The organism is Ruegeria sp. J8 (genome assembly GCF_056531925.1).
Genome location: NZ_JBQFMR010000028.1, coordinates 1 through 4,792, shown reverse-complemented (window position 1 = coordinate 4,792; position 4,792 = coordinate 1). Strand labels below are relative to the sequence as shown.

Sequence of the window (4,792 nt, the reverse complement as noted above, 5' to 3'; positions counted from 1 at the left end):
CAGGTTGGTGGACCAGACGGTCAATCCGGAACGATTGAAAGCTCTCAGTTCTCGGAAGCTGGTACGCTCGTCATGCTGCGTGATGCAGGTGGAACACTTTGGCGCTGCATTGCATACAAGGATGGAAGCATTGGAGAGATGTCGGTTGTGGAAGCGATGGACGATGGCGGTGGAGCCATGGCAGGCGCCGCCGGTTCTACTGGTAGCCAGCGTGTCAAGTTCGATGCTGGTTCCACCGGCGCCGAACTCGTTGGTGAACTCGCGCCCGGAGCGTCGCAGCAATATGTTCTCGGTGCCAAAAACGAACAGTTCCTTTACGTCCGCGTTGCTCCGCGAAATGGCTCTTTGGACTACGTTATTCGTAACCCCGATGGTTCTGAATTGTTGGGATTGATGTCGGCGGACAAGGAGTATCGAGGACAGCTTTGGCAATCCGGTGATCATGTTGTGGAGGTCATCAATCGCAGCAACTCTTCCGTGGACTACAACGTAATTTTCGGAATTGAATAGGTGATCAACCAGAAACCCAGGAACGCAAGTCCAAAAAAGAGAGGGAAAAACAGATGAAATCCAAAATACTATTGGTGATCGGCACGATGTGCGTTTCGGCGCTTGCAGCATGCGATGAGAGTAGCGGTTCGGTGGATGCAAGTGCACCAACTGTGGGCAGCTCTAGCGATCTTTCGTCATTTGAAGGGGCAAGAGCGGGCCAAGCTGAAATGGGCATTCAAAGCCTCGGGTTTGAACTCATCCGAAGCGAAGGTCTGACCTCGTACTGGTTTAACAAGGATACTGGTGCATGTGCTCAGATCACGACATCCGAGGGAAGGTACTCAGATGTAGCAATGCTGCCATCAAGTGACTGCTGACAAAATTCCATCAATCCCAAATCTGAAAGAAGGAACTCACACTTGCATTTCGACCTGGCACATGCGGCGGTCATCATCGCCGCTCTAGTTATCACAAACATGGCATTGAAATCGGCGGGGGTGATCAATGAAGAAAACAAGCACCAATGGAACTGGAAAGTTGTTCTAGCCTACTTCGTAGTCGTCGTTATCATCAATCTCGTGTGGCCCATCTAAAGTTTCACAGCGGAAAGCTATTTGCCCACTTGATATGGTTGTCATGAACTAGCCTTTCCGAGAGACTATCAGGTCGCAAGAGTTTGAGCATTAAAGGTTCAAGAAAAGAAAGGAATTGGCATGCGGTTTTTGGCGTCCCTCATATTCATTGGTGTTCTCGCAACCGCTGCGAATTCTGACGTGACCAGTCGAAATGGCGGTCCAAGCAACAGTCAAATGCTTTCAAAGGGTGGTGACGGAGGCATTGATGGTGTCGCTTTCTTTCGCCCTGTCTTAAGCGGAGTGTTGTATCGATCCGGTTTCAAGGGCGGCGACAAGGATCGAACTGGCCTAAGTGAGGGTCAACGCGAAACTCTATGCGGTGAAGGGTTTTCAACCGGGTTTTATGCCGACTTTGGCAAAAACACTGAATACGGTCGCACAAGTTGTGGAAACGGATCCTTTGACTATCAAAGTGCCAGATCCTCCCGACCCGATGCTGTCATGGCTTCCATACACGAGGTGATTCAAAACCCTGGAAAAGGCCCTGTCCTGGTGCATTGCATGTGGGGCGTTCATTCCTCGGGGGCATTGTCGGCAATGGCGCTCGTTCAATTTTGTGGTTGGACGGAAGAAAGGGCCAAGGAATATTGGAATGATGCCCGAAACGGAGCCCCTTGTTCAGGCGGGTGCGACCAGTGGATTGACGCAAAGTTCTCCAACTTCAGTGTCGACCCAAAATTGAAGATCTCCACCGAACAACAGGCAGCGATTTGCCCCAAATGATATTGGGAGGACTATCCAAATGAGGTTCAATCTTCTGGGGTCACTTGCTTTCATTGCACCCACTGTCTTGTGGGCCAACGACGATGTTCTCGGTGAAGCCACGACATTTGATAGTCCCAACGGCGTTACTGAACGCTGTATTCGGATCGAAAAAGCTCCAACGGGCGAGTATAAGAAAAGCGATCTTGAGGAAGAAACGGCCTATTGCGAGATCGATTTCTATGCCCCCGAAATTGCTATTTGCCCAAAAACCTGGAGCACCAGCCCAGGAATGGCAGTCTACGATATTTCGGAAGGACCTTACGTGGGGAACCGTTCTGAATTCGAGAGAAACGCTTGCAAGGAGGGGAAGGCGGCAAAAGATCTGGCTAAGGACAGGGTGGCTAAATTCAAGTCCACCATGAACCAAAAAGGCACCAGTGGAACCTTTTCCACCTCGTCGCTGCTTTACTATCATTTCTCCAGATATTTCGACGCGACTGTAAAAGTTCCAGTCGCCGTTTGGCGTAGCATGGACGCCCAGGCGCATTTTTCCGAGGTCGCCGAGCCTGGTCTTGCGATTTCTGGTGGCTCTCATGGCGGGCGCATGAACCACGAAGGCTGGCGAGTCTTCGCAGCTGCGGATGCTGACCCGAACTCATACCAGCCAACCGACGATCTGTTCAACGCAGATCGAACGCAAATATACGGTGTGCTGCTTGATAGCCCTGGGCATCGATACGGCTCGGAAATCAACGGCACCCGTAAATCTGGTTGGGGGAAAGGTCAGAACCGCGATTTTCAGGAAACTCCTGCTTTCTTGGCTTTGCGTTCTTCAAAACCCTTGCCAGAGGCCATTGTAGAGGGCGTTGGAGAAGGTCGAAGAGACCGGATGATCAACAAGGATCTCGGTCCCGATGTCAGCGACCAACAGATGGCATTTTGGATGCAAGAACTTACCGAGATTGTACTCCTCGATTTCATCTTTAGCCAGCAGGACCGCGTAGGAAACATAGACTTCACACCCTATTGGTATTGGGTCGAAGACGGAAAGCTGAAGCATAAGAAAGCCAAGCACCATGAGCCAAACGATGGAGAGGTTCCCGACGACGCATTATTGATCCGTCGCAGCAATCTAAACGACAACGATGCTGGTGGGCGTGTCGAATACGCCAACTTCGCGAAATCTACTCAAATGCTGGAGAAAATTCGCCACTTCTCTCCAAGCACGTATCGGCGCTTGGTTGCATTGAATAGTGACCTTCAATCCCAAGGCCCAGTCTATGACTGGCTATCGCAAAGCTTTGGGTTGTCAGACAGTCAGATTGCACAAGTTGTCAAAAATACTGCGCTGGCAACGTCCATTCTCCAGAGCAATTGCTCAAATGGCGATGTGATGTTCGACTTGGATCCTGTCGCATTCTTTTTGAGAAACGGCACTGAGGTAGAGGCTGTGGACTGTTATGTACCGTAGGTGTTCTGCTCTTATTGCGGTGTTTATTTGGACCGCTCTGCTCGCCTGCAAAGCGGCGGCATTGGATGTCATCGTCATATCGGATCTGAATGGAAGCTATGGTTCGGTAAGATACGATGCCCGCGTCGACAAGGCGATTGAGCGCATAATCGAGATTGATCCAGATCTGGTTATTTCGACCGGAGATATGGTTGCGGGACAGCGCATTCCCAACTTGTCCGACAAACAGGTCAGGGATATGTGGAATGCGTTTCACGAGGTCGTATCAGATCCATTCAAGGCTGCCGGCATTCCATTTGCGGTCACACCTGGAAACCATGATGCCTCCGCCTACCGTGGGTTCGAGCGTGAAAGAAAAATATACGCAGAGGAATGGACGCCGAGAAAACCAGGCGTCGACTTCCTGGTTTCAGATGACTACCCGTTCTTCTACGCATTTGAGATGCAGGGCATTACGTTTGCGTCTTTGGATGCAACGACCCTAGGACCCCTATCCGGTGACCAGCAGGACCGGTTACAGGAATTGGGTGCAGACGGAGACCCGATTGTCACTTTCAGTCACCTCCCACTTTGGCCGTTCGCGATCCAGCGCGAACGCGAAATCATCGGTGACCCAACACTTGAAAAAATCTATTTGGAAAGCGGTGTCGTTCTGCATCTGTCAGGCCACCATCATGCCTTCTATCCCGGTTGGAAAGACGGGGTAGCTTACGTCTCTCAAGCTTGTTTGGGGGGTGGCCCGCGACGGCTTATTGGCTCAAAAGCCAGATCACCTCACAGCTTCACTCATGTTACGTTCCAGCCAAACGGAGAGTTTGGGATAGCAGTATATCGAGGGCCTGATTTCGAAAGGTCGGTAAACTTCAAGTCGCTCCCGAAAGAGATCAGATCCCCGAACGCGGTGTTGAAACGTTTAGACCTTGTTAAATGACTAGAGGTTGAGTTTCAGTTCAACTTTTTCAGGAACCAGATCGTTTATCATCTCTTCTATCCGAGCTTCTGAAAGTCCACCCGAGGTGATGAACAGCAATGAAACGCGAGATTTTCCGGGGACGTGGTGTTTTCTGACCAGCTTCCATCCAGCGTCTGCGGCCATAGCTTCAATGGCGCCGCTGACATTCAACGAGTGCTCTTCGTCTGAGGCCTTGAGGGAAATCTCTACACCCTTGTTTCTTCCACCAAGCCAAATAAAACACCAACATACAACCGCCACCAGTGTGGCCATCAGCGGCAAGCCCAGACCGACCGCAAGACCAAGAACAGTCACGATTATCATTTCGACAGTGTCCACCGGATCATCGAGATTGGAGCGGAACCTGAGCAACGCTCCGATTCCAAATATGACAAAACCGATCATTGACCCGTGCTGAACCACCAGAAAACCAACCGCCATGCCGATAAGCGCATACAGGAAGAAAAGCCTTGGCATAACTATGTCGCGGACGCTTCTACGGGCTTTACGTCTCACCGGATGATAGACGATCAAGCC

At 50.9% G+C, this 4,792-nt stretch carries 6 protein-coding genes and 1 pseudogene; 6 read left to right on the top strand and 1 reads right to left on the bottom strand.

Annotated features, from left to right (window positions below):
* The 6 genes and pseudogenes from ACR0L1_RS23640 to ACR0L1_RS23615 form a co-directional block, all read left to right on the top strand.
* A pseudogene (locus ACR0L1_RS23640) lies at nt 1-510 on the top strand (hypothetical protein); the annotation flags it as partial.
* Between the two features lie 53 nt (nt 511-563).
* Nucleotides 564-869 carry a hypothetical protein gene (locus tag ACR0L1_RS23635; RefSeq protein ID WP_480861116.1) on the top strand — a complete coding sequence of 102 codons (306 nt, stop codon included), beginning with the start codon at nt 564-566 and terminating at the stop codon, nt 867-869.
* Nucleotides 870-911: 42 nt separating this feature from the next.
* Entirely contained in the window at nt 912-1,085 is a 174-nt protein-coding gene (locus tag ACR0L1_RS23630) for a hypothetical protein (RefSeq protein WP_170334800.1), read from the top strand.
* Nucleotides 1,086-1,205: 120 nt separating this feature from the next.
* Nucleotides 1,206-1,850 carry a protein-tyrosine phosphatase family protein gene (locus ACR0L1_RS23625; protein WP_480861114.1) on the top strand — a complete coding sequence of 215 codons (645 nt, stop codon included), beginning with the start codon at nt 1,206-1,208 and terminating at the stop codon, nt 1,848-1,850.
* A gap of 19 nt (nt 1,851-1,869) precedes the next feature.
* Complete coding sequence (locus ACR0L1_RS23620) at nt 1,870-3,303, top strand: hypothetical protein (protein ID WP_480861112.1); 1,434 nt, start codon at nt 1,870-1,872, stop codon at nt 3,301-3,303.
* Between the two features lie 61 nt (nt 3,304-3,364).
* Nucleotides 3,365-4,234, top strand: coding sequence for a metallophosphoesterase family protein (locus tag ACR0L1_RS23615; RefSeq protein WP_480861110.1), 870 nt, complete (start codon nt 3,365-3,367; stop codon nt 4,232-4,234).
* On the opposite strand, the gene ACR0L1_RS23610 is transcribed toward ACR0L1_RS23615, so the two are convergent.
* A partial coding sequence (locus ACR0L1_RS23610; protein ID WP_480861108.1) for a hypothetical protein occupies nt 4,235-4,792 on the bottom strand: 558 nt, incomplete at its 5' end.